Below are 23682 nucleotides of genomic sequence, written 5' to 3'. Positions count from 1 at the left end.
CCGCGCCCGGCACTGCTCAGATGGCCGGGCCGGTTCTGCGCCCGAGGCCACCCTCGCGCTCCGCCCGCCCTGCCCCGGCTCGGCCATTCGCCCGTGTATGCCGCTCGTGCCTGATCCATGGCGCCTGTCACGCAGGAACGTGAGGGGCGGCGGATGGTCCGAGGAACTCGCACCCACAGCGGTGCGTCGAGTGGGGTGGGCAGAGCAGCCCGTCAGCCGCGGGTCCGGCGTGAACCGCTACCGCCGGTCCTGGGACTGGGAGACCGCCGCCGACCATGGGTCCCGGGCGGGCGGCGGATGGGGCAGCCGGGCCGGAGAGGCAGCCGGCTTGGGGAAGTTCGCCGGTGTCGGTGTCGGTATGGCCGAGCCCGCGCCGTCGCCGGACGGCCCGCCGCGGGGGCGCAGCAGCGCACCGGTGCCCGCCGGCAGGGCGGGCGGGTCGGGCAGGAGGTCGCCCCGTATGCGCAGGCTGCGCGGAAGCGGCATCGGAACGGGCATCGGCTCCGGCTCGTCCGTCGCGGCGGTCGCCGTGGCCGTGGAGGCGGCCCACAGGTCGACCTCGACGATGATCTCGCCGTTCTCGGAGGACATCCGCAGGCGACCGCCGTGCACCTCGACCAGGCGGCGCACCACGTAAAGACCCATGCCGGCGCCGTCTGTCTGCCGGGTCGCCGTCCCGTCTCGCTGGGTGAACGGCTCGAAGAGCTGGCGGATGGTGGCCGGGTCGAGGTCCGGCCCGGGATTACGCACCCGCAGCACCACCTCGTCACCGACCCGGCCGGCGATGAGACGCACCGGGGCGCCCGGCCAGGAGTGCACCAGTGCGTTGTCCACGAGGTTCGCGACGACCTGGTGCAGCGCCTGGCGCGCCATCCGGACGGTGAGCTGCGGCGGGAGATCCACCGTGACGCTGTTGCCGGCGTAGGCCAGCCCGTCGATGACGTCCCGCACGACCTCCGGGAGGTCGGCGACCGTGTTGTCGCCGGTGCCGGTCGCGGTGGCGGCCGTCAGCATGTTCTCCAGCAGCCGGGACAGGCGGTCCGAGTAGGTGACGGCGGAGTCGAGCATGCCGTCGAGCTGGGCGTCGGAGAGGCGGTCGCGGCGGCGCCTGATCGTGAGCAGGGTGCCGCGGATGCCGGTCAGCGGGGTGCGGAACTCGTGCGAGACGGTGGCGACCAGGTCGCTGCGGATGCGGTCGGTCTCCTCCAGCCGCGCCATCAGGCTCTGCTGGCCCTCGTAGAGCTGCTGGCGGTAGTCCTCCACCCGGCGGCGGGACTGCTCGTTGTAGTGCCAGAAGACCATCTGGGCGCCTGCCAGGGCGCAGATGAAGCCCGCGTGCAGACCGGCCAGCAGCAGGGCGTTCTCGTCCATCCTGGACGCCGCCTCGGCGGTGATGATGTCGCCGATCGCGAGACTGGCCAGGAAGACGAACGCGATGGCCAGGAGGTAGACGCTCCAGTCCTCGTAGAGGGCGATGAGCGCCACCACGACGAAGAAGTGGAAGTACATGGGCGTCAGGCCGTCGGAGAGGTGCACGAAGACGACCGAGCAGCAGAGCAGGCCCAGACTCGCCGCGAGCGCCCGCACACGGCGCATACCGGGGGCCAGCGCGGCACCGAACAGCAGCGCCGGCGGAGTGGCGGCCAGCAGGCCGTGCGGCAGGCTGTGGTCGCGCCACAGGCCGTACGCGACGATCACCGGCAGGTGCATCGCCAGCACCCAGCACATCAGCGCGTGGCGGGCGGCCCAGTCCTCCGTGGGCAGGCCCCGCCCGCGCGGGAACCAGGCGACCGGACCGCGGGACGCCGCTTCGGCACTCGACGCGGTCAGGCCGGAGTCCGCCGCGAGGGTCCGGGCGGGCCGAGGCTTCTCGGRCCGGCGGGCGGCGCGCCCGACGTGGGCGCTGCCGTGACGGCGGCGCGCCCGTTCGGGCATGGAGGGTCGGGCGGAGGACATCCGAGCAAGTTTCTCCCGTTCCGGGCCCGGAGCGCCATGGCTGTCAAGGGTGGTGTCGTATGACGACTATGCCCAGCTTTGACTAGGCCATCAGTACCACTCGGTAAGGGGCTCAAAGAAGCATGGCGCAGTTGCCCGCATTCCCGACAGGCTGTGGTCCGCGAGGTGGCCCCCGGACGGCCGCCCGCGGAGGAGGACACGTGCCCCCAGTTGCCCTGACGACCGCGACCGCAGCCGCCTTCACCGTGCAGACAACGCCTCAGCCTGCGGATGTTCCGACGGACGGCGGTGCCTCGCTCGCGTTGGCGGCMCGCCCCGTGCTGCGCCTCGTCGGCTCCGAGCCGGTCGACCCGTCCGGGGAGGTGCAGGAGATCGTCCACGGTTTCGGTGGWCCCAGCACCTGCAGCTGCCGTCCGTGTGCCATGGCCCGCCACCCCTCGTTCATGCCCCGCCTGCGCGTCGTCGACTGAGGGCATGGCCGAGAACTAGTCCTGCGTACCCACCACCATCCGGCAGGTGCCACATCGCGGGCCGGCCCCACGAGCCGGTCGGCCCCGCCCCGCCGCTGTGATCCGCCGCGATCCGACGTGATCCAGCCGCCGCCGGGACACCCGCATCAGTGATTCCGTAGTCAGATGCACCCGTGCTCAGGCAGGCTCCACCCGTGCTCAGGCAGGCTGGACCGGTGCTGCCCGCGCCGGTCGCCGGCAGACCCCTTCCGGACGAAGCCCCGCACGTCCGCGGGCCGTCCGTTCAGGTACGGGATGTGAAGTCAGTGCGCGGAGATGYACGCCACTGAGCCACGAGGTCCGCCGGTCACAAAAGAAAAACGCCAACCTCGGAAGGTTGGCGCCATAGGATTCAGATGTAGCCCCGACCGGATTCGAACCGGCGCTACCGCCTTGAGAGGGCGGCGTCCTGGGCCGCTAGACGACGGGGCCAAGACCGTTTCTGCAATATACAGCATGTTCGTACAAGTGGTGCAGCTGGGGTACCAGGACTCGAACCTAGACTAACAGAGCCAGAATCTGTTGGGCTGCCAATTACCCCATACCCCATGGGTCCCTCTCGGGCGATGCCTACTGTACCCCATCCACCGACCCAGTCAGCGACCGTGTCCCCGGCGGGTCTCCGRTTACCCGGCCCCGGCCAGCCGCAGTGGGGCGGGCGGGCCGGAACACCGTCGCCCGCCCGCACTCTCCTACCGCGCGGTGACCGGATTTGTCAGCGTGCCGATGCCGTCGACCGTGACGGCGGCCRTCTGCCCGGCCCGCATCGGCCCCACCCCGGCGGGCGTGCCGGTCAGCAGCACGTCGCCGGGGAGCAGCGTCATCGCTCGCGACATGAAGGCGACGAGCGTGGGCACGTCGTGCAGAAGGTGCCTGGTCCGCGAGTCCTGGCGGACCTCGCCGTCCAGYGTCGTCCGCAGGACCAGGTCGGACGGGTCGAGCTCGGTCTCGATCCACGGCCCGAGTGGGCAGAAGGTGTCATGGCCCTTGCCGCGGGTCCACTGGACGTCCGCCGCCTGCTGATCCCGGGCGGTGACGTCGTTGGCGCAGGTGAACCCGAGAACGACCGACAGGGCCCGCTCCACCGGGACGTCTCGGCACAGCCTGCCGATGACGACGGCCAGTTCGCCCTCGTAGTCCACCCGCTCGCTGTCGGGGGGGAGCACGATCGGGTCGCCGGGGCCGGCCACGCTGGTCGAGGGCTTCAGGAACAGCACCGGGCCCGCCGGCGGCTCGCCGCCCATCTCACGCGCGTGGTCCGCGTAGTTCTTACCGATGCAGAGAATCTTGCTGGGCAGGACGGGAGCCAGCAGCCGGACCTCGGCCAGCGGCCGCCGCACCCCGGTGAACGTGAACGGCGCGAACGGATGCGGCGTGATCCCGGCCACAATCGCGGTCCCGTCCTCCGGAGACCCCTCCACCACGCCGAATGCCGGCTCTGACCCGTCAGTGAACCTCGCTATGCGCACTGGGCGACCGTACCGATCGCGCCGCGCATCCGGTCCACCCGGCGACACACCGGGCACGGACGGAACGCGCCCGGCCGGACGCCAGCGCCGGAGACGGGCCGCCCGCCCGACGACCGCGGTCCGGTCCGGACAAGGTCCGGTGCACCACGGCTGGGAGGCGGCGCCGAGAATCAGGCAGGATTGCCGGGTAAGGGCCAGCGCCCGGTCGAGGACGGCGTGGCCCRCCAGGTACCGGCCTGCTCTGGAAGGAGCACGATGACCGAGATCGACTCGACCCCCGTCTACGAGATTGGCGCGCCCGAACCCAAGCCCATCGACGAGGAGCTCAGCGTCCAACTCGGCCATCTCGCCGAGGACGCCATTCTGCGCGGCAAGCCAAACGGTGACGAGCGCTGCGACAACTGCCTGTACTACCTCGACACCGACAAGGACATCACCTACTGCTGGCACCCGAAGCTGCGGATCCTCGTCGGCGGCGACTGGTGGTGCCAGTGGTGGGAGGAGATTCCGGACGAGGACTGATCACCCTGGATGTCCGCCCCCGGGGTCGCGGTCGCGACCTCGGGGCGCCGGCCTCGGTCCGGCTCCCCGTCCTGGCCGTTCCGGCCGGGGGTGGTGAACGGCCGGCGCAGCCACAGGTCGCGCAGGACGTCAGTCGCCGCCACGGTGACCAGGCCGCGCGCCCCGTCGAGGATCTCGGCCATTTCCGGCTCCTGGGCGCCGCGGTCCGCCGCGTGCGTCAGCTCCTCCGACTCGTGGCAGGCCGCCTCGACCAGCCAGCCCCGCTCCGTCGCCGCTGACAGCAGACCGAGAAGGTCCGGGYGGGCGTCCGGCAGGCGGCTCGCCAGCCGCTGGCGCAGCGCCCACAGCGCGGCCCGATCCGCGGTACGYCCCCAGGTCACCCTGATGAACCGCCCCTCGCCCACCGCCACCGGGACAGTCGCCACCGGAACGGATGCCACCGCGCCGGCCGCCTCGCTGACCAGGTGGACGTGGGGGTGGTCGGTCGTCGTCGCACCGTCGAGCAACCCGCCGAGCCGCTCCCAGAAGGACTCCGCGGGCCGACCGGGGCCGCCGATGTCGAAGAGGCCGACGAACATCCCGCCGCCCGACACTCCGGCGATGACGCCGGGCCGCTCCGGGTCGCCTGGCCCCTCGCCGGCCCCTTTCGCCAGCTCACGGCGCAGCGCGCGGGTGTCCCCCACCCGGCCCCGGATCGCCCGCAGCAGTAGCATCGCCGCCTCCCCCCGTGACGGCGAGACTACGACACGCCACCATGGCGGACCACCTCACACCAACGGACCGTGCCACCGGAGGGTGTGAACGGGCGCTGTCGCCGGAAGGAGCCGCCGGGCACTGTCTCCGGAAGAAGCCGGTTCAGGCCTCCGGCGACAGCGGCACGACGTCGAACGGCAGCCCGCCCTCGTCCGCGCCGGCGCCGGCCGGCGCGGCTTCCGCCGGTGCGGCCGAGGCGGGGTCCACCTGCGCCCGCAGCGCTCCGGCGACGTCCCCGAGGCCCGTCCGCGCGTCGGCGGCGATCTCGCCGATCCGGATCGCCACGGCGAGCCGGTCGAGGAACCTCGCGAGTTCGACCGGGGTCCGCACGGCCCCGTCGCCCGCTGGCAGCGTGGCCAGCAGGTCGGTGGCAGCCGTCGGGGTGATGCGCCCGGTGTCGCGGTAGGTCTCCAGCCGACGCCGGAGGCTGGCCAGCGTCGACGGCGCACCCGCGAAGTCCGCCGCGTCGATGTCGGCGACCCGGGCACGGGCCTCGACCGGCGGGCAGTCCGGACCGCCCGGCGCCACCCGGACGACCACGTCGAACGGGCCCCGGTCGGACGCCCGACCGATCGCGAGCCCGTCGATCCTGCCCAGCGAGTGGATCTCGTCGCCCTCCGGAAGCGTGCGGGCGCTCAGCGCCGTCGCCACCGTCGCACCTGCCTTGTCGAGCAGGCTGAGCTCGATGGTCACGGTCCGGTCCGCGGTGCCGCCGACCCGGGCGCGGACGTCCAGCGACTCGAAGTCCGACCCGGTCAGCAGATCGCCTCCGACACCGCTGGCGCTGATGGAGCCCCCGTCGACGACCGGTGTCACGCAGCCACCGCCAGCCGGGTCGGCGAGCGGAGTCAGGGCTGTCACCTCGAAAGGCTGATCGGTCGCCAGGTTCTCGGACCCCTCGCCCGCCGCGTCGCCGTCGGCGTCCACTGTGCCGGCAGCGGGGTCGGCACCCAGGCTGGAGACCACCGTCGGCCCGACCGCGTACCACGCCGCCCAGCCCAGCACCGAACGGATGTAGGCCTCCGACGGGTTGTACGAGCGCACCGCGGCCAGGACGTTGTCCGGAATGCGCAGGTCCCCCGAGCGGCACAGCAGGTCTGCCGCGGCAAGCGCCGCGTCGTCGATGTCGTTCGGGTCGGCACGGCCGTCCCCGTCGGCGTCCCGACCGGCCCAGCGCCACACCGGCGGGGTGAACTGCATCGGGCCGACCGCGCGGTCCAGCTCGCTGTCGCCGTCGAGCCAGCCGTCGTCGGTGTCGCGGATGTGGAACCTGCCCGCCGAGCCGTCAAGACGCGGGCCGACGACTGTTGGTGCCACCCGGCCGTCGGGGCCGATCGCCGCGCCCCTGCCATGACCGGACTCGATCGCGCCGAGACCCGCCAGTACCGACCAGTGGAGGAAGCAGCCGGGCTGTTCGACCTTCAACCGATCAGCGGCGTCGGTGTAAGCCACCAGCACCCGGGACGGGATCGTCGAGGCCTCCGCACCCGACCCGGGCGGGGTCGCGAGCGGCTCGTTCGGGACGGTGCTGCCGGTCGCCGGGCCAGGCGCCTGCGCTCCGGCCGTGGCGGTACCGGTTCCGGCGGTACCGCCGGTGGCGACAACGGCCAACCCGTCACGGACGGGCAGCCGGACCTGCCCCGAGGCCCCGACGACGCCCGCCAGGTCCGCCACGGTCGCGCTCCCGAAGGCCGCTCCGTCCTCAGGCAGGATCTCGTCCTGGTCGATCCGCCCGTTGACCGGGCCGGTCAGCTGCCATGGGGCGGCGGCCGGGGCCGGGCCCGCCACCGCGGTGACCGCCAAAGCCAGCGCCGCCGCCCCCAGGCCGAACTTCGCCAGTGCCCAGGAGCCCCGCCGGGTGCCGGCCCGCCGAGCGGTCGGCCCGCCGGCCAGGTCCGCTCTGTCGGCACTGCCTGCTCTGTCGGTGCTGGTTGCTCTGTCGGTGCTGCCCGCTCGGCTGGCCTTTCCCGCCCTGCCGGCGCTGCCCACCCGGCCCGTCCGGCCCGTCCGGCGCGATCCGGCCACCCGGCGCGCCCCGGACGGGGGGTCGACCCAGCCGGCGCCCGATGTGGACGTCGACGCGGACGATCGATGTGCCCCGGCCCGACGGGCACCAGCTCCATGGCGGGGAGTGCGGCTCATCGCCGGCTCCCCCGCATGCGGCCGCTCCTGGTCTGGCGCATCATCGCCGGACACCGCGACACGGCCGTCCCCTCTCCTCGACCTCCAGAGCCGAGCTCGCATCTCGCCGCCGGCTCCGAGCCGGGCACCCTGATCGCCTGTTATGCGACGGATGCCTCGGATGACCGGAAGCGTCGCGGTCAGCGTAGCCGGCACCAAAGGATGGCCGGGCAGGGTTGGCGTCAGCGGAGAAATCTTTGACAGGACGGGCGTACGCCGCATGGTTCGCGTTGACGATGTTGATCGCCCGATGTGGACGGACGTGCCTCACCTGGCAGGCCGCGGGCGGGCGAAGCCGGTCAGACGGCGTCGGGGTCCGGGCGCTCGCCCTGGCGGCGCAGGCCGTAGGTGACCGCGTCCTGGAGCGCCACCCAGGAGGCGGCGATGATGTTCTCGTCGACGCCGATGGTGTCCCAGCGACCGCGGCCGTCGCTGGTCTCGACCAGGACACGGGTGACCGCGCCGGTGCCGTGGCGCCCGTCGAGAATGCGCACCTTGTAGTCGACCAGGTCCAGGTCCGCCAGGCCCGGATAGGCCTTCTCCAGGGCCGCCCGCAGTGCGGTGTCGAGCGCGTTGACCGGACCGTTGCCCTCGGCGGTCGAGACGTGCCGTTCGCCGTGTGAGTGGACCTTCACCGTGGCCTCGCTGACGACCTCACCGCCGGCCCGCTGCTCGACGATGACCCGCCAGGATTCGAGCGTGAAGTAGCGCTCGCGCCCCGACACCTCGTCGAGCAGCACCAGTTCGAAGGAGGCCTCGGCGGCCTCGTAGGAGTAGCCGGCGGCCTCGCGGTCCTTGACCAGCTCCAGCACCCGCCCGAGGGCCTCCCGCTCGCCGGAGAGATCCAGGCCCATCTCGCGGCCCTTGAGCTCGAGGGTGGCGCGGCCGGCCAGTTCGGACACCAGCATCCGCATGTCGTTGCCGACCTCGGCCGGGTCGATGTGCTGGTACATGTCCGGGTCGACCTTGACCGCGCTGGCGTGCAGACCGGCCTTGTGCGCGAACGCGCTCGCCCCGACGTAGGGCCGGCTGCTGTTCGGTGCCGAGTTGGTGACCTCGTCGATGGCGTGCGAGACCCGGACGAGCTCCCGGAGCCGCCCGTCCGGCAGGACCCGGCGACCCAGCTTGGTCTCCAGACCGGCGATCACGCTGAACAGGTTCGCGTTGCCGCAGCGCTCGCCGTACCCGTTCGCGGTGCCCTGCACGTGGGTCGCGCCGGCCTCGATCGCCACCAGGCTGTTCGCGACGGCGCAGGCGGCGTCGTCGTGGCAGTGGATGCCCAGGCGCGCGCCGGTGCTCTCCAGCGCGGTGGCGACGACGTCACCGATGCGGGTCGGGAGCATGCCGCCGTTGGTGTCACACAGCACCACGACCTCGGCGCCGGCCTCGGCGGCCGTGCGCACCATCTCCAGCGCGTAGTCGGCGTCGGCGCGGTGGCCGTCGAAGAAGTGCTCCGCGTCGACGAACACCCGCTTGCCCTCGGCGGTCAGGTACCGCACGGTGTCGCGGATCATCGCCAGGTTCTCCGCGGGAGTCGTCCGCAGCGCGCGCTCGACGTGCCGGCGGTCCGCCTTCGCCACCAGGCAGACGACCGCCGTGCCGGCGTCCCGCAGCGCGGCGACCTGCGGATCGTCGCCGACGGCCTTGCTGGCCCGCCGGGTCGAGCCGAACGCGGTCAGCAGCGCGCCGCGCAGGTCCAGCTCGGTGCGGGCGCGGCGGAAGAACTCCGCGTCCTTCGGGTTGGAGCCGGGCCAGCCGCCCTCGATGAAGCCGACGCCGAGCTCGTCGAGATGGCGGGCGACGACGAGCTTGTCGGCCACCGACAGGGACAGGCCCTCCTGCTGGGTGCCGTCCCGCAGCGTCGTGTCGTAGATGTGCAGCGACTCACGGTCGAAGGCGGGCGCGTGCTCCTCGCCGACGGCGCCAGCGGAGCGCGCGCCGACCGAAGCGGGGCTTGTCGTGGCTGGGACGTCGTGGGGCACAGCTGGGCCTCTCGCTGGAACCGTGTCTGGCCGTCACGCGCCCGGTCTCCCTGGTCAGTGACCGGAACGCGTGACGGGGACGGGTTCGCCGCCAGAGCCCGACCCTATGACGTAACACGCCGGACATAAAGCAAGTGTGGCGTGTGCCATGCGTCGCGTGACCTGCGTGTTCCCTCTTCGGGACGCCCCGTGCCGCGAGCGACTGGACCCGTGCCCGACCCCCACGCTACGCACACCCGCCGGCCACGCAGCCGGCGGGCCGCCCACCCGATCCCGCCGGCCCCACCGACCGCACCGGATCCCGCCGCGACTGGCACCGCCACCGGCCGGCCCACCCGTACCGGCTCAGTCGTACCGRCTCAGTCGCCGGCGAACCGACGCAGCCGGTCGACCTGCATGATCGTTATGGTCTGCCCCTCGGACAGGATCCATGCCCTGCGCTCGAACTCGCGCAGCGCCTGGTTGACCGACTGACGCGAGCCGCCGAGCAGCGAGGCGATCTCGGTCTGGGTGAGCCCCAGCTCGATCACCGGGCGGCCGGCCTCCCGCATCCGCATGAGCAGCAGCTTCGCGACCCGGCGTGGCAGGTCGAGGAACACCAGGTCCGCGTTCGCACCGGTGAGCCGGCGCACGTGCGCGACCAGTGCCCGGATGAGCTGTTCGGCGACCGCCGGGCGTTCCCGGACCAGCTCCCAGACGGCGCTGCGCTCCAGCACCAGTGCGGTGCTCGGCTCCAGCGCCTCGACGCTCGCCGACCTTGTCCCGGCCTCGACGATGTTGAGCTCGCCCAGGGTCTCGCGCGGGCCGGCGATGTTCAGGACGTGGTCACGGCCGTCGTCAGCCTTGGTGAGGACCTTCAGCCGTCCCGAGGCGACCACGAGGAGGGTGTCGGCGGGCTCGCCCTCCGTGAAGACCACCTGACCTCGGCGGAACCGCCTCGTCACGGACCGGCTGGCCAGCCGTAGCAGGTCCTCCTCATCGAGTTCCTTCAACAGCGTGGTCGCCCGCAGCAGGGTGACCGCCTCAGTGTCGTGCATGCCCGTGAACGTAGCGCCGCACGGGGGCCCGATGCGGCGCAGATCCCCGAGTCGGCCGATTCATCGCCGCACGGTTACACAGCGACCACATCTCGTCGCGGATGTTCGCCGCCGACACCGGTCACACCTCGACCCGCTGCCGGCTCCAGCACCRCACCACATCGCGCATCGAGAGCACACCCTCGACCTCCGCTCCGGAGGTGACGATGAGGTGACGGAAGCCGCCGCGCAGCATCACCGCAGCGGCCTCGTCGAGCGACCAGTCGCGGTCGGCCACCACCACGTCGCGGGTGAGATGGTCACCGACGACCTCGGTGTCCGGGCTCTGCCCGGCCGCGACCGACCGCAGGACGTCGCGCTCGGTGAGAATGCCGAAGCCCTGGCTCTCGCTGTCGAGGACGACGGCCGCGCCGACCTGGCGGGTGGCCATCATCCGGGACGCCTGCCGCAGCGTGTGCCCCGGCCCCACCACGAGGACCAGAGCGCTCATTCCATCCGAAACCCGCATGACGACCTCCCGAACCGGCTCCCGACGCTTGTGCGTTCGTGAAACGACTACAGGAGACGGTAGGCGGCCAAGGTCGTGTTGGCCAGAGCACACGCCCGACGAGAACCGCCGCGGCGTTACCGGGGACGCGCTCGGCGCGGCGGTGGCTGGCTGGAGCGCCTCAGCGCACCAGCTCGTTCCAGTCCTTGTACCGGTCGAGCTCACCGCGGGTGGCCTGGTGGAAGATGTCGATGATCTCCCGGGTGACCGGGCCGGGCCGGCCCGCGCCGACGCGGCGGTCGTCCACCTCGGAGATGGGAACGATCTCGGCCGCCGTGCCGGTGAAGAACGCCTCGTCGGCCAGGTAGAGGTCCGTCCGCACGATGTGCTGTTCCAGCACCTCGTACCCCTGGTCGGCCGCGATCTGCATGACCGACGCCCGGGTGATGCCGCCGAGCGGGCCGTCGCTGAGCGGCGGGGTGATGACCCGCCGCCCGGAGACGATGAAGACGTTCTCCCCCGAGCCGTCGGCGATGTGACCGTTCGGGCTGGTCATGATCGCCTCGTCGTAGCCGGCCTTGATGGCCGCCACCTTCGCCAGCGAGGAGTTCAGGTACTGGCCGGACGCCTTCGCGGCCGGCGGGATGATGTTCGCGTCGTTGCGGCGCCAGGTCGAGATCGTCGCCCGGGCGCCGTTGCGCTCGGCGTCCTCACCGAGGTAGGAGCCCCAGGGCCAGACGGCGATCATGATCTCGACCGACGAGGGCAGTGGGTTGAGCCCCATCTCGCCGTACCCGAGGTAGATCAACGGGCGGATGTAGCAGGCCTCCACGCCGTTCTCGACGATGGTGTCCTTCGTCGCCTGGATGACCTCCTCCTGCGAGAAGGTGGGCTCCATCATGTAGATCTTGGCGCTTCGGTACAGGCGAGCGATGTGATCGGTGAGCCGGAAGACCGCACTGCCGGCGGACGTCGAGTAGGCCCGGATGCCCTCGAACACGCCCCATCCGTAGTGGAGGGTCGGGTTGAGCACGTGGATGCGGGCGTCGTCCCAGTCGACGAACTCGCCGCTCATCCAGATCTTCGAAGTGGGGGTAATCGGCATGACAGCTCCAGAACGGGCTACCTCAGGGCACGCATGAGCGCGCAGGCGAACAGGGTGACGAACAGTCAGAGATGACGAAACTGCCGATCGTCGCCGTGGTCAGGCCCTGTCGGCTGCCGTCGTACCGGATCTACGGCTCCATCCGAGGATAGCCCGTGGACGACCGTTGGGAAAACGACCAACCAGACGGCGGGGAGCGCCCGGCTCCCCGCCGCGGCCCACGGGTAGCCCCGCGGCGGCCAGGGGGTCAGCCCGCGGCGCGCGCGGCCAGCTCCTCGCCGACCTCGCGGGTCGACCGGCGGCCACCGCCCGACGAGGCCCGCTCTGCCAGCGAGGCGGCGACGGCGGCATCCACCCGGGAGGCCTCGGCCGTGTGCCCGAGGTGCTCGAGCAGCAGCGCCACCGACGCCACCGTGGCGGTCGGGTCGGCGACGCCCTGGCCGGCGATGTCGGGGGCGCTGCCGTGCACCGGCTCGAACATGCTCGGATGGGCACCGGAGGGATCCAGGTTCCCGCTGGCCGCGAGCCCGATACCGCCGGCGATGGCCGCGCCGATGTCGGTCAGGATGTCGCCGAACATGTTGTCCGTGACGACGACGTCGAAGCGGCCGGGGTCGGTGACGAAGAACATCGACGCCGCGTCGACGTGCTGGTAGCCGACCTCGACGCCCGGGAACTCCGCGCCGACCTCGGCCACCGTGCGGGACCACAGGTCGCCCGCCTTGGTCAGGACGTTGTTCTTGTGCACCAGGGTGAGGTGCGCGCGCGGGCGGCGGCTCGCCCGGGCGAAGGCGTCGCGGACGACGCGCTCGACGCCGAACCGGGTGTTGATGCTCTCCTCGGTCGCCACCTCGTGCGGCGTGCCGCGGCGCAGCGTTCCGCCGGCGCCCGCGTACGGGCCCTCGGTGCCCTCCCGCACCACGATCATGTCGATGGTGGGGTCACCGGCCAGCGGCGTCGTCACTCCCGGGTAGAGCCGCACCGGGCGCAGGTTCACGTGGTGGTCGAGCTCGAAGCGCAGCCGCAGCAGCAGCCCACGCTCGAGCACCCCGCTGGGAACCCCCGGGTCGCCGACCGCTCCAAGCAGGATGGCGTCGTGGCCGCGCAGCTCGTCGAGGACGCTGTCCGGCAGGGTCTCGCCGGTCCGGTGCCAGAGCCGGGCGCCCAGTTCGTACTCGGTCGTCTCGACCTTGGGGTACACGGCGCGCAGCACGCGCAGCCCCTCCGCCACAACTTCCGGACCGATTCCGTCGCCGCCTATGACCGCAAGCCTCATGAGCCCCGACTGTAGCCGGCCGTTCCCGACCCACCTGGCCGGGCCGACCTGCCCGTCACCCTCTGTACGCCGCCTGGCTCCAGCACCCTCGAGCCCCTCCGGCGCCTGCTCCATGCGCTGCCGGCCGAACCGGCCGCATAATCCGACATTTCGTTGGACGAGTGTGCTGCATAGGCGTCCAGCGACACACCGGCCTACGCGCAAGACCACATTGGGCACGGCGCACATCAACGAAAACCCAATCATCCGGACGCCGGAAAATGCGCCTCAGACAAGATTCGGACCACGCCGTCGCACAGCACCTCAACTCCACGGCGTCCGCATGCCCACGACGCGCTAAAAGYGATAGGAAATAAACAACATCACTGATGCGACGTGCGGCGACACGAGGGGGTGCACGGCGCATGGGTTCTCAGCGCCTGACCAGTGAGCGTCCCACGGACACCGGGCCGCCGGTGGCCCAGGCGGCAGTCGGCCACGAGGGCGCCTCCGGCCTGGGCGGTGCCCAGCCGAGAGCACGTCCGCATCCGGCGGCGGCCATGCCCGCCCGCCCGGACATCGACCGCCTGCTCGCCGACCCGGACGCTCCAAACCTTGTCTTCCAGCCAATTGTGGACCTGCGCCGCGGGGTCATCGCGGGCTACGAGGCGTTGGCCCGGTTCGGTGACGACCCGCGCAACGCCCCTCCTCTCGTCTTCGCCGAGGCCGACCGGCGCGGGCGCGGCGCCGAGCTGGAGGCACGGGTACTGCGCACGGCGATCTCGGCCCGCGACCATCTTCCGGACCGTTRCTTTCTTGCCGTCAACGTCTTCCCGCATCTCCTTTCCAACCCCGAGATCGAGGCGGTCTGGCGCCGCGCGGATCTCTCCCGCATCGTTCTGGAGCTGAACGAGGCGGTGGCGATCGACTGTTCCCCCGGCCTGGCCGCGACCTCGCAGGAGCTCCGGAACAGAGGCGCCTTCATTGCCATGGACGATGTCGGCTCCGGCTATGCGGGCCTGCGCCAGCTCACGCACATCCGGCCCGATTTCGTGAAACTGGACGGGTCGCTGGTCACCAACATCGACGACGACCAGGTGAAGATCGCGCTCACCGAACTCGTCGGCGGGTTCGCCAGCCGTCTCAACGGGTGGCTCATCGCCGAGGGTGTCGAGCGGGTGGAGGAACTCACCATGCTCATCGCGCTGGGGGTGCCCCTCGGGCAGGGCTATCTCCTCGGGCGGCCGTCCGCGCGCTGGCAGTCCCTGGACCCGGCGGTCGCCCGTCGGATCCAGACGATCTCGAAGCGGGCCGACCGCTCCGCGCACATCGTCAGCCTGATGGAGCCGGCCCAGATCTCGACCGGAGACCACGGGCACTGCACCGACAACGCGACCTGCCCGCCGTGCGCGCATGCCCCGGCAGCCGCCCTGCCAGGCGGACCCGACGCCGCCGGCAGGGCCACCATCATCGTCAGCAACCGATGCCGCCCCGTCGCGCTGCGACTTCCCACCGGCCCCGGCACCGGACCCGGTGGCGGTTCCAGTGGCGGTGGCGGTTCCAGCGGCGGCGGCCCGGACGGCCGGTGGATCCCCACCTCGCTGTTCGCCCTGCCGGACGAACCAGTCACCGAGGTGGCGCGCCGGGCCATGACCCGACCCCGCGGGTGCCGGTTCGACCCGGTGATAATCGTGACCGAGATGGGACGACCCCTCGGCCTGGTACGGATGGAGCGGCTGATGCTGCGTCTCGCGGAACTGTCGGCGGTATGAGGCGGAACCGGTTCTGGACAGCGCAGGCCCTGATGGGCCCGCGGCCCGCCGGCGACGCGGCGGGGCGCGTCCGCGAGGTCACGGTGGTGCGTCCCGTGGCCATGAAGGAGTTCTACTGCGGCGCCATCATCCACGGCTGCGAGACCCGCCTGGTCGCCGCCGGCGAGGAGGAGATCCTCGCCGCCGTCGACACCCACGCCCGGGTCGACCACGGGATGACCGACGTTCCCGATGACCTGGTCGAACAGGTCCGCCGTGGCATCAGGAACGTCCGGCCGGCCGCGTACAACGACTGACCGGCCGCCGGGCGGGCGTGCGAACTGCCACCCGCCTGGTCGGCCGGCGCGTCAGCTGCTCCTGGCCGCCCGGTTGACCGCGCTCACGACGGCACGCATCGAGGCGGTCACGATGTTCGGGTCGATCCCGACCCCCCAGAGCACGGCATCGCCGACCGCGACCTCCAGGTAGGCCGCGGCCCGGGCATCAGCCCCGGAACCCAGCGCGTGCTCGTTGTAGTCCAGCACCCGTACCGGCAGCCCCCGCTCGGACAGCGCCGCGACGAAGGCGTCGATCGGGCCGTTGCCGCTACCGCTGATGGCCGTCTCGACACCGTGCAGGCGGACCGAGACCGTCACCTCGTCCCGCTCGCCGCTCGCCGCCGTCGTCCGCGAGCCGAGCAGTTCCAGCGGTGCGCCCGCGTCGCCGCCCTCCGGGCGGTACTCCTGGCCGAAGATCTCCCACAGCTGCTCGGCGGTGACCTCGCCGCCGGTGTCGTCGGTGTACCGCTGGACCACGCCGGAGAACTCGATCTGCAGCTTGCGCGGCAGGTCCAGCGCGAACTCCGACTTCATCAGGTACGCCACACCACCCTTGCCCGACTGGCTGTTCACCCGGATGACGGCCTCGTAGGTGCGGCCGACGTCCTTCGGGTCGATGGGCAGGTACGGCACCTCCCACAGCGTCTGCCCGGTGCGCTCCATCGCCTCGAAGCCCTTCTTGATGGCGTCCTGGTGGGAGCCGGAGAAGGCGGTGTAGACGAGGTCGCCGCCGTAGGGGTGGCGGGGGTGCACCGGCAGCTGGTTGCAGTACTCCACCGTGCGGCGCACGCCGTCGATGTCCGAGAGGTCGATCATCGGGTCGATACCCTGGGAGAACAGGTTCATCCCCAGGGTGACCAGGCAGACGTTGCCGGTGCGTTCGCCGTTGCCGAACAGGCAGCCCTCCACCCGGTCGGCGCCGGCCATGACACCCAGCTCGGCCGCGGCGACCGCGCAGCCCCGGTCGTTGTGCGGGTGCAGCGACAGCACCACCGCGTCGCGCCGGGTCAGGTTGCGGCTCACCCACTCGATCTGGTCGGCGTAGACGTTCGGCGTCGACATCTCCACTGTCGCGGGCAGGTTGAGGACGACAGGGTTGTCCGCGGTGGGCTCCCAGACATCCATCACCGCCTCACAGACCTCGACGGCGTAGTCGAGCTCGGTGCCGGTGAACGACTCGGGGCTGTACTGCCAGCGGACGTCCGTCCCGTCCAGCAGCTTCTCGGCGTACTGGGCACACCAACGCGCGCCCTGCACCGCGATCTCGGTGATGCCGGGCCGGTCGAGCCCGAAGACGACCCTGCGCTGCAGTGTCGACGTCGAGTTGTACAGGTGGATCAGCGCGCGGTCGGAGCCGACCAGGGAACTCGCGGTGCGCTCGATCAGCTCCTCGCGTGCCTGGGTGAGGACCTGGATGGTGACGTCGTCGGGGATCAGATCGCCCTCGATCAGCTGCCGGACGAAGTCGAAGTCGGTCTGGCTCGCCGCGGGGAAACCGACCTCGATCTCCTTGTAGCCCATCGCGACCAGCAGCTCGAAGAGCTGCATCTTGCGCGTCGGCGTCATCGGGTCGATCAGGGCCTGGTTGCCGTCACGCAGGTCGACGCTGCACCAGCGCGGAGCGCGGGTGATCGTGGCGTTCGGCCAGGTCCGGTCCGGCAGCGCGACCGCCGGGAACGGGCGGTACTTCTCGATGGGCATGCCGGACGGTTGCTGCGGTGTGATCACTGCTCCTGCTTTCTCGGAAGAGCGGCCCGGCCCGCCGCCGAACGGGAGCCGGTGCTGACGCACGAGAACTCCGCGACGGGGAAGCCAGCCACTATCCGGATCAGGAAGTCCGGATCAGGCCCCGCCGCGGCACCTAAGAAGCAGTAGCGCACGCATCGCCGGGCCAGCTTACCCGATGCCGCGACCGAGGGGCCCGGCCCGCCGGTGCCGCCCGCCGATTCGGCCCGCGGACCGGAACCGGCGGTCAGCTGCGGACGATGCCGGGCGGCGCGAACCGCCCCCTGTCCGGGAGCAGGTCGTCCGCGCGGATCGTGCAGACGATGCTGTGGACGCCACGCTCCCAGCTCGCCTGGTCCGGGCGCACCGAACCGACGACGTGATGCGGGGCCGCATCCAGCCCACCGAAGTAGTCGCGCAGGGACTCCGCGCAGTCATCCGCCGCCGCCGCGCCCAGCCTGGCCGCACCGGGCCAGCTGCCGAACCGGCCGGAGAGATCGACGATTCGGGTGATCTCGTCGAGGTGCGGCTCCGTGCAGGCCACCGGCCTCGGCGCGGGCGCGTCCCCGGAGCCGGGGATGGCCAGCGGCGTCACGGACATCACAGCCCAGGTCAGGCAGTCGCCGACCGCCAGGGAGCGGAACACGTCCGGGGCGAGGGCGAAGCCGCCGGGAGCACCCAGCGCGGGGTCGACCCCCCGGCCCCCCACCGGCGATGACGTACTCGACGCGAGCCCGCTGGTAGCCCGGGTGAGTCCGTCGGCGGCGGCCGTGGACGCCAACCCGGTGCCGTCGACGCTGATCCCGGACGGGGGGAGCGGCGTCGACGCGACCGGYACGCCCCGGGCGGTGTGGCGCAGGGCGACGAAGGTGAGACTGATCATGCCCACCGCGAGCGTGAGGACCGCGAGCACCCAGGTCAGGCGGCGGGCCCTCGGCGCCGGGCGGGGCGGGGCGACGAAGAGCCGGTAGACAAGCCCCTGCAGGCCACGGGGCGCCGGCACCACCCCGCACCGCGCCCCCCGGGCCAGCGACATCTGGCCGGTGCGCTCTCGGGCCGACGGTTCCAGGAACCGCGCCGACCGGACGAACCGCTCGTCAAGCCGCACATCCTCGAACGGATCCGGGTGCTGCGAGGCCATGTCTGCCACGGTAACGCCAGCAGGCGCCGCGAGCGGCGCTTCCGGCCAACGATCACCCACATCGGCCCGAGTCACCCCCAGCCGATGCAAAGACCCCGATTCCGACCTCCGGAGCCTCGCCGTGGGCCGGGGGCACCTCGGGGTGCCCCGGGCGGCCGCCCGCCCGGGGCAGGTGGGCCGTCAGCCGACCGAGATGCTCACCGCGCGCGCGTACGGCGCACCGATGATCTTTGCGATCTCGGTCAGGATGTCGGGCGCCACAGCGTCGTCCAGCGACAGCGACATGAGTGCGTCGCCGCCGGCGCTAAGCCGGCTGACCTGCGCGTTCGCGATGTTGATGTGCGCTTCGCCGAGCAGCGCGCCCACCGCGCCGACGATCCCCGGGCGGTCCTCGTAGCGGAAGAACGCCAGGTGGTCCTCGGGGCGGATGTCCACCTCGAAGCCGTCGATCGCCGTGATCTTCTCGACCTGCCGGGAACCGACCAGGGTGCCGCTGACCGAGACCGCGGTGCCGTCGGGCAGTGCCCCGCGCACGGTGACGAGGTTGCGGTAGTCGGGGCTGTCCTCCGAGGTCTCCAGCGTGATCTCGACGCCGCGCTCCTTGGCGATCAGCGGCGCGTTCACGTAGGTGACCTGCTCGGCCACGATGTCGGTGAAGACACCCTTGAGCACCGCCAGCTGGAGCACCGACACGTCGTGCACGGCGATCTCGCCGCGCACCTCGACGGTGATCGCCGCGGCGACCCCGGCGGCCAGGCCGGAGAAGAGCTGGCCGAGCTTCTCCGCGAGCGGCAGGCCGGGCCGCACGTCCTCGGCGACGATCCCACCGGCCTGCACGTTGACGGCGTCGGGGACGAACTCGCCGCTGAGCGCGAGGCGCACCGACTTCGCCACCGCCAGGCCCGCCTTGTCCTGCGCCTCCTGCGTCGAGGCACCCAGGTGCGGGGTGACGACCACGTTCTCCAGACCGAACAGCGGCGAGGAGGTGGTCGGCTCCTTGGCGTAGACGTCGATACCGGCGCCGCCCACCCGGCCGGAGCGGACCGCGTCGGCCAGTGCTGTCTCGTCGACCAGCCCGCCGCGGGCGGCGTTGACGATGATCGTGCCCGGCTTCACCCGTGCCAGCTGCTCCGCGCCGATCAGGCCCAGCGTCTCCGGCGTCTTCGGGAGGTGAATCGTGATCACGTCGCTGTTGGCGAGGAGCTCGTCCAGGTCGACCAGGCGCACGCCGAGCTGGGACGCGCGGGCGACCGAGACGTAGGGGTCGTAGGCGAGGATGGTCATGCCGAACGCGGCGAGGCGCTGCGCGACCAGGACGCCGATGCGGCCCAGGCCCACGACGCCGGCGGTCTTCTCCGTCAGCTCGACGCCGACGTACTTCGACCGCTTCCACTCGCCGTTCACGAGGGCGCCGTGCGCCGCCGGCACCCGGCGGGCAACCGAGAGCAGCAGGGCGATGGCGTGTTCGGCGGCGCTGACGATGTTCGACTGCGGCGCGTTCACCACCATGACGCCGCGGCTGGTCGCGGCCGGGACGTCCACGTTGTCCAGGCCGATGCCGGCCCGGGCGACGACCTTCAGCTTCGGAGCCGCGGCGAGGGCCTCGGCGTCGATCTTCGTGGCCGAGCGGATGAGGACCGCGTCGACGTCGGCCAGCGCTGGCAACAGCGCGGATCGGTCCGCCCCGTCGACGTGGCGGATCTCGAAGTCCCCGGAGAGGACCTCCAGCCCGGCTGGTGAGAGCTCCTCGGCGACGAGTACGACGGGCACGGTCTGCTCCTAGTAGCAGGCTCGCCGCCGGCCACCGATGAGAAGGACGCAGCGGCCGGGGCCGTGCTGCGCCACAGCCCGGGCGGACGACGACGGTGTCGAATCAGGTGGGCGGTACGGTGCGGCTACAGCCTACCGACGCAGCTCGGCACGATCGGGCGCCCGCCGCGGTGTGCCCGCTCTCACCTGGGCGGCGAGCCGGTCGGGACGGCGGGGTCGAGTGGGGCGGGGTCGGGTGGGACGCACCGTTCGCCGGCCTGCCCCACCCGACCCACCCCGGCCCGGCCGGCTCAGTCCTTGGCGATCCAGGACATCATCGGACGGAGCTTGCCGCCGACCTGCTCGATCGGGTGCTGCTTGCCCTCCTCGACCAGCTTGGTGAAGGTGGCGCGGCCCGCGTCGTCCTCCGCGACCCACTCGCGGGCGAAGGTCCCGTCCTGGATCTCACCGAGGATCCTGCGCATCTCGGCCTTGACCGCGGGCGTGATCACTCGCGGCCCGCGGGTGACGTCGCCGTACTCGGCGGTGTCGGAGATCGAGTAGCGCATCTGGCTGATGCCACCCTCGTACATGAGGTCCACGATGAGCTTGAGCTCGTGCAGGCACTCGAAGTAGGCGACCTCCGGGGTGTACCCGGCCTCGACCAGCGTCTCGAAGCCGGCCTGCACCAGCGCGCTGGCGCCGCCACACAGCACCGCCTGCTCGCCGAACAGGTCGGTCTCGGTCTCCTCGGTGAAGGTGGTGCGCAGCGCGCCGGCGCGGGTGCCGCCGATGCCCTTGGCGTAGGCGAGCGCGATGTCGAGCGCCTTCCCGGAGGCGTCCGCCTCGACGGCGACGAGCACCGGCACGCCCTTACCCTCCTCGAACACCCGGCGCACCAGGTGGCCGGGGCCCTTCGGGGCGACCATGAAGACGTCCACACCCGCCGGCGGCTCGATGAGCCCGTACCGGATGTTGAAGCCGTGCCCGAACGCGAGCGCCTTGCCCTCGCTCAGGTGCGGCGCGATCGACTCGGCGTAGATCTTGCGGTGCGTGGTGTCCGGCGTGAGGATCATGATGATGTCGGCCTCGGCGGAGGCCTCCGCCGGGGTCACCACCCGCAGGCCCTGCTCCTCGGCCTTGGCCCGGCTGGTGCTCGTCTCGGGCAGGCCGACCCGGACGTCGACCCCGCTGTCGCGCAGGTTCAGCGCGTGCGCGTGCCCCTGGCTGCCGAAGCCGATCACGGCGACCTTGYGGCCGGCCAGGATCTCGAGGTTCGCGTCGTCGTCGTAGTAGATCTCGACCATCGGTGGTGAATCTCCTAGTGGGAATTCCTGGTGGGAAAGGGGTGTACGTCAGGCCGAGCGCTCGACGGCGCGCAGGCTGCGGTCGGTGATCGACCGCGAACCGCGGCCGAGCGCGACCATGCCGGACTGGACCATCTCGCGGATCCCGAAGGGCTCGAGCATGCGGATGAGCGCGTCCAGCTTGTCACGGGTACCGGTCGCCTCGATCGTCACCGCGTCCGGCGCGACGTCCACGACCTTGGCGCGGAAGAGCTGGACGGTCTCCAGCACCTGCGAGCGGACCGCGAGGTCGGCCCGCACCTTGACGAGCACCAGCTCGCGCTGCACGGAGACGCCGGGGTCCATCTCGACGATCTTGAGGACGTTGACGAGCTTGTTGAGCTGCTTGGTCACCTGCTCCAGCGGCAGCTCCTCCACCGCGACGACGATCGTCATCCGGGAGACGTCCGGGTTCTCGGTCGGGCCGACGGCCAGCGACTCGATGTTGAACCCGCGCCGGGAGAACAGGCCGGAGACCCGGGCGAGGACACCGGGCTTGTTCTCGACGAGGACGGAGAGGGTGTGCCGGGTCACAGGTTGACCTCCGCGTCGCCGGAGTAGTCGAAGTCGGGGGCCATGTCGCGGGCCACCTGGATGTCGTCGTTGCTGGAACCGGCGGCGACCATCGGCCACACCATGGCATCCGGGTGGACCACAAAGTCGACCACAACCGGCGCGTCGTTGATGCTCATCGCCTTCTCGATCGTGGAGTCGATGTCCTCGGGGGACTCGCAGCGCAGGCCGACGCAGCCGAGCGCCTCCGCCAGGCGCACGAAGTCGGGCACCCGGGTCACCCCGGTGCGCGCCGAGGCGGGATGGGTGCCGAGGTCGGTGTTGGAGTAACGCTTGTCGTAGAACAGCGTCTGCCACTGGCGCACCATGCCCAACGAGCCGTTGTTGATGACCGCAACCTTGATCGGGATGCCCTCGAGCGCGCAGGTCGCGAGCTCCTGGTTGGTCATCTGGAAGCACCCGTCGCCGTCGATCGCCCACACGGTCGCCTCCGGCCGGCCGACCTTGGCGCCCATCGCCGCCGGCACCGCGTACCCCATCGTCCCGGCGCCGCCGGAGTTGAGCCAGGTGTACGGGTGCTCGTAGGAGATGAACTGGGCGGCCCACATCTGGTGCTGCCCGACTCCGGCCGCGAAGATCGTCTCCGGGCCGGCGATCTGCCCGATCCGCTGGATGACCTGCTGCGGCGCCACCGAGCCGTCCGGCGGGGTGTCGTAACCCACCGGGTAGGTGTCCCGCCAGCGGTCCAGCGTGTGCCACCAGGCCTCGAGGTCGGGGCGGGRCTCGGCCTGCAGCGCGACGGTCAGGTCGGCGATGACCTCACGGCAGTCGCCGACGATCGGCACGTCCGCCACCCGGTTCTTGCCGATCTCCGCCGGGTCGATGTCGGCGTGGATGACGGCCGCCCCCGGTGCGAAGGACGCCAGCCGCCCGGTGACCCGGTCGTCGAACCGGGCCCCCAGCGTGATCAGCAGGTCGGCCTTCTGCATCGCGGTGACGGCGGCGACCGACCCGTGCATGCCGGGCATGCCCAGGTGCTGGCGGTGCGAGTCCGGGAACGCGCCGCGGGCCATCAGCGTGGTGACCACCGGGATCCCGGTCAGCTCGGCGAGCACCCGCAGCTCGGCCGCCGCGCGCGCCTTGAGCACCCCACCGCCGACGTACAGCACCGGCCGACGCGCGGCACTGATCATCTTCGCCGCCTCGCGGACCTGCTTGGCGTGCGGGCGTGTCACCGGGCGGTACCCGGGCAGGTCGAGGGTCGGCGGCCACACCTCGTGCGGCAGCACCGAGGTGAGGCCCTGCAGGATGTCCTTCGGCAGGTCGACGAGCACCGGCCCGGGGCGCCCGGTCGCGGCGAGGTGGAAGGCCTCGGCGATCGTGCGCGGGATGTCATCCGCCGAGTGGACCAGGAAGTTGTGCTTGGTGATCGGCAGCGTGATGCCACAGATGTCGGCTTCCTGGAAGGCGTCGGTACCGATCGCCGCGCTCGGCACCTGGCCGGTGATCGCCACCATCGGCACCGAGTCCATGTAGGCGTCCGCGATCGGCGTCACCAGGTTGGTCGCACCCGGGCCGGACGTCGCCATGCAGACCCCGACCCGCCCCGTGGCCTGCGCGTACCCCTCGGCGGCGTGCCCCGCGCCCTGCTCGTGGCGGACCAGCACGTGCCGAACCCGGGTGGAGTCGAACAGCGGGTCGTAGGCGGGYAGAATCGCCCCGCCCGGGATGCCGAAGACCACGTCGGCACCAACCGCTTCCAGGGAGTGGACGAGCGACTGGGCTCCGGTGATCTGTCTGGTCTCACTGGTCATCTGGTCGTCTTCCTTGACGGGGCCGGCAATGTGCGGACGGGACGTCGTT

General features: G+C 71.8%; 19 protein-coding genes and 2 tRNA genes. 4 read left to right on the top strand and 17 right to left on the bottom strand.

Translation table 11 applies throughout. From position 1 onward, the window contains the following. Positions 1–237 precede the first annotated feature (237 nt). Positions 238–1935 carry a sensor histidine kinase gene (locus CC117_RS04505; protein WP_407673469.1) on the bottom strand — a complete coding sequence of 566 codons (1698 nt, stop codon included), beginning with the start codon at positions 1933–1935 and terminating at the stop codon, positions 238–240. 221 nt (positions 1936–2156) lie between these two features. Between CC117_RS04505 and CC117_RS04500 the strand changes: the two genes are divergently transcribed. Next, on the top strand, positions 2157–2426 hold the full coding sequence (locus CC117_RS04500) for a hypothetical protein (protein ID WP_071082492.1): 270 nt from the start codon (positions 2157–2159) through the stop codon (positions 2424–2426). 398 nt (positions 2427–2824) lie between these two features. Here the strand turns inward: CC117_RS04500 and CC117_RS04495 are convergent. The 3 genes from CC117_RS04495 to CC117_RS04485 all read right to left on the bottom strand — a co-directional run bounded on the left by CC117_RS04495 (position 2825) and on the right by CC117_RS04485 (position 3934). After that, positions 2825–2897, bottom strand: a tRNA-Glu gene (locus tag CC117_RS04495). Between the two features lie 45 nt (positions 2898–2942). Next, positions 2943–3014 (bottom strand) — tRNA-Gln (locus CC117_RS04490). A 143-nt stretch (positions 3015–3157) separates the two neighbouring features. Continuing rightward, the gene (locus CC117_RS04485; RefSeq protein WP_071082491.1) at positions 3158–3934 is read right to left on the bottom strand and encodes a fumarylacetoacetate hydrolase family protein; all 777 of its coding nucleotides are present in this window, start codon (positions 3932–3934) and stop codon (positions 3158–3160) included. Between the two features lie 255 nt (positions 3935–4189). Here CC117_RS04485 and CC117_RS04480 point away from each other — a divergent pair, with 255 nt between their 5' ends. Further along, positions 4190–4456 carry a hypothetical protein gene (locus tag CC117_RS04480; protein ID WP_018640555.1) on the top strand — a complete coding sequence of 89 codons (267 nt, stop codon included), beginning with the start codon at positions 4190–4192 and terminating at the stop codon, positions 4454–4456. Here the strand turns inward: CC117_RS04480 and CC117_RS04475 are convergent. The 7 genes from CC117_RS04475 to CC117_RS04445 all read right to left on the bottom strand — a co-directional run bounded on the left by CC117_RS04475 (position 4372) and on the right by CC117_RS04445 (position 13277). After that, positions 4372–5169, bottom strand: coding sequence for a hypothetical protein (locus CC117_RS04475; RefSeq protein ID WP_071082490.1), 798 nt, complete (start codon positions 5167–5169; stop codon positions 4372–4374). The genes CC117_RS04480 and CC117_RS04475 overlap by 85 nt on opposite strands. A 142-nt stretch (positions 5170–5311) precedes the next feature. Next, positions 5312–7351 (bottom strand): lysozyme family protein, encoded by a 2040-nt coding sequence (locus CC117_RS04470; RefSeq protein WP_241829839.1) that lies wholly within the window; start codon positions 7349–7351, stop codon positions 5312–5314. 338 nt (positions 7352–7689) lie between these two features. Further along, complete coding sequence (gene cimA, locus CC117_RS04465) at positions 7690–9372, bottom strand: citramalate synthase (RefSeq protein ID WP_071082488.1); 1683 nt, start codon at positions 9370–9372, stop codon at positions 7690–7692. Between the two features lie 359 nt (positions 9373–9731). Further along, a complete protein-coding gene (locus CC117_RS04460; RefSeq protein WP_071082487.1) occupies positions 9732–10409 on the bottom strand; it encodes a Crp/Fnr family transcriptional regulator in 678 nt (225 codons plus the stop codon). A 121-nt stretch (positions 10410–10530) separates the two neighbouring features. Beyond that, positions 10531–10917, bottom strand: coding sequence for a CBS domain-containing protein (locus CC117_RS04455; protein ID WP_071082486.1), 387 nt, complete (start codon positions 10915–10917; stop codon positions 10531–10533). A gap of 160 nt (positions 10918–11077) precedes the next feature. Beyond that, entirely contained in the window at positions 11078–12001 is a 924-nt protein-coding gene (ilvE, locus tag CC117_RS04450; RefSeq protein ID WP_071082485.1) for a branched-chain-amino-acid transaminase, read from the bottom strand. Positions 12002–12248: 247 nt separating this feature from the next. After that, on the bottom strand, positions 12249–13277 hold the full coding sequence (locus CC117_RS04445; protein WP_071082484.1) for a 3-isopropylmalate dehydrogenase: 1029 nt from the start codon (positions 13275–13277) through the stop codon (positions 12249–12251). Positions 13278–13681: 404 nt separating this feature from the next. On the opposite strand from CC117_RS04445, the gene CC117_RS04440 reads away from it, so the two are divergent. Continuing rightward, complete coding sequence (locus CC117_RS04440) at positions 13682–15028, top strand: EAL domain-containing protein (RefSeq protein WP_071082483.1); 1347 nt, start codon at positions 13682–13684, stop codon at positions 15026–15028. After that, a complete protein-coding gene (locus CC117_RS04435; RefSeq protein WP_071082482.1) occupies positions 15025–15324 on the top strand; it encodes a DUF1059 domain-containing protein in 300 nt (99 codons plus the stop codon). Before CC117_RS04440 ends, CC117_RS04435 begins: the two co-directional genes overlap by 4 nt. 51 nt (positions 15325–15375) lie before the next feature. On the opposite strand, the gene leuA is transcribed toward CC117_RS04435, so the two are convergent. From leuA to CC117_RS04405, 6 genes are all read right to left on the bottom strand, one after another. Beyond that, complete coding sequence (leuA, locus tag CC117_RS04430; RefSeq protein WP_071082623.1) at positions 15376–17046, bottom strand: 2-isopropylmalate synthase; 1671 nt, start codon at positions 17044–17046, stop codon at positions 15376–15378. A gap of 271 nt (positions 17047–17317) precedes the next feature. Then, the gene (locus CC117_RS04425; RefSeq protein WP_071082481.1) at positions 17318–18211 is read right to left on the bottom strand and encodes a septum formation family protein; all 894 of its coding nucleotides are present in this window, start codon (positions 18209–18211) and stop codon (positions 17318–17320) included. A 180-nt stretch (positions 18212–18391) separates the two neighbouring features. Further along, on the bottom strand, positions 18392–19981 hold the full coding sequence (serA, locus tag CC117_RS04420) for a phosphoglycerate dehydrogenase (RefSeq protein WP_071082480.1): 1590 nt from the start codon (positions 19979–19981) through the stop codon (positions 18392–18394). A 290-nt stretch (positions 19982–20271) separates the two neighbouring features. Beyond that, complete coding sequence (gene ilvC / locus CC117_RS04415; protein WP_071082479.1) at positions 20272–21267, bottom strand: ketol-acid reductoisomerase; 996 nt, start codon at positions 21265–21267, stop codon at positions 20272–20274. Between the two features lie 48 nt (positions 21268–21315). Further along, positions 21316–21840, bottom strand: coding sequence for an acetolactate synthase small subunit (gene ilvN, locus CC117_RS04410; protein WP_071082478.1), 525 nt, complete (start codon positions 21838–21840; stop codon positions 21316–21318). Then, a complete protein-coding gene (locus tag CC117_RS04405; RefSeq protein WP_071082477.1) occupies positions 21837–23633 on the bottom strand; it encodes an acetolactate synthase large subunit in 1797 nt (598 codons plus the stop codon). Before CC117_RS04405 ends, ilvN begins: the two co-directional genes overlap by 4 nt. Positions 23634–23682 lie beyond the last annotated feature (49 nt).

The sequence above is a fragment of the Parafrankia colletiae genome (assembly GCF_001854655.1).
GTDB classification, from domain to species: domain Bacteria; phylum Actinomycetota; class Actinomycetes; order Frankiales; family Frankiaceae; genus Parafrankia; species Parafrankia colletiae.
This window is presented reverse-complemented; position numbering and strand designations above follow the sequence as displayed.